The 1,188-nt window shown below is 45.0% G+C and carries 1 pseudogene; it reads right to left on the minus strand.

The annotated features are described in order from the left end of the window. Positions 1–223: 223 nt before the first annotated feature. Positions 224–1,060: pseudogene (locus E308F_RS15645) on the minus strand (IS256 family transposase); the annotation flags it as partial. Positions 1,061–1,188: the final 128 nt, after the last annotated feature.

Consider the following 1,188-nt stretch of genomic DNA (forward strand, 5'->3'; position numbering starts at 1 on the left):
CATCCCGTGAGGGTGTGACGTAAATTGGTGCGTATTCGAAAGCCTTTGCCCCTTTAAAACTTGAAGAAAAATTGCGAGAGAGCTTAATGTCGGGTGCATATGTCCAATCTGCGGGGGTTAATCCGCCTCAGTACCAATTATCCCTGGGAGAACTAGCGATAAACCTCGGGGGTTTGGGGGCAGAGCCCCCCAAGAACTCAGTTAATATTCCCTTGCAAGCCAGTTAAATAGTCATTCTTGCTGTCAATCTTTCATCAAAATAGATTACCAGTTGGGGAAGGCATTTGCTCCAATTTCTTATCGGCATAGTCCATTTTCTAGCAATGTCGAGGGTGGCCATATAGACGATTTTTCTTAAAGCCTCATCTGAAGGATAAGCCGTTTTAGTTTTAGTAACCTTTCTCAGTTGCCGGTGATAGCCCTCAACGGTATTGGTGGTATAGATAATCCGGCGTATTTCCGGCGGATACTTGAAATAAACCGTTAATTCCAGCCAGTTCTTCTCCCAGGATTTAATTACAAGGGGATACTTCTTCTGCCATTTATCCTTGAACTCGATGAAGTTTAACTCCGCTTCCTCAAGGGTAAAAGCCTGATATGCCTGCTTTAACTCGGCCATTAGCGATTTGCGGTCTTTGTAAGAAACATACTTGAAGGAATTGCTGATCTGGTGAATGACGCAGAGTTGTACCTCTGTCTGCGGGAAAACCGCGTTTATGGCCTCAGAAAATGCCGTTAGGTCGTCTTTACAGACTATCATAATATCCTCCACGCCCCGGTTTTTTAAATCGTTAAGTACGCCGAGCCAAAAGCTGGCACTTTCGCTCTCGCCAATCCAGATGCCCAGAATATCTTTATGACCCGTAACGATGATACCCAGAATCGTATAGACAGCCTTATTAATAATGCGGTTATCCTGTTTTACCTTGAAGTGAATGGCATCAAGGTAAATGATAGGGTAGACAGGATCTAATGGCCGTGACTGCCATTCAACTATCTGGGGAATGATTTTATCCGTCACCTTACTAACGAGGACCGGTGATACCTCGATCCCGTAAATGGTAAGCGTCAAATACAACCCACCTTGGCGCAATATCCGAGTATAGGGGATAATCCTCTTCAGAACACAGGCTGAGGAGGAATTTCTTTATGACCAAAGCCGAACGGCAAGCACTATGGGAAACCCGG

The organism is Moorella sp. E308F, assembly GCF_006538365.1.
Classification (GTDB): domain Bacteria; phylum Bacillota; class DSM-521; order Neomoorellales; family Neomoorellaceae; genus Neomoorella.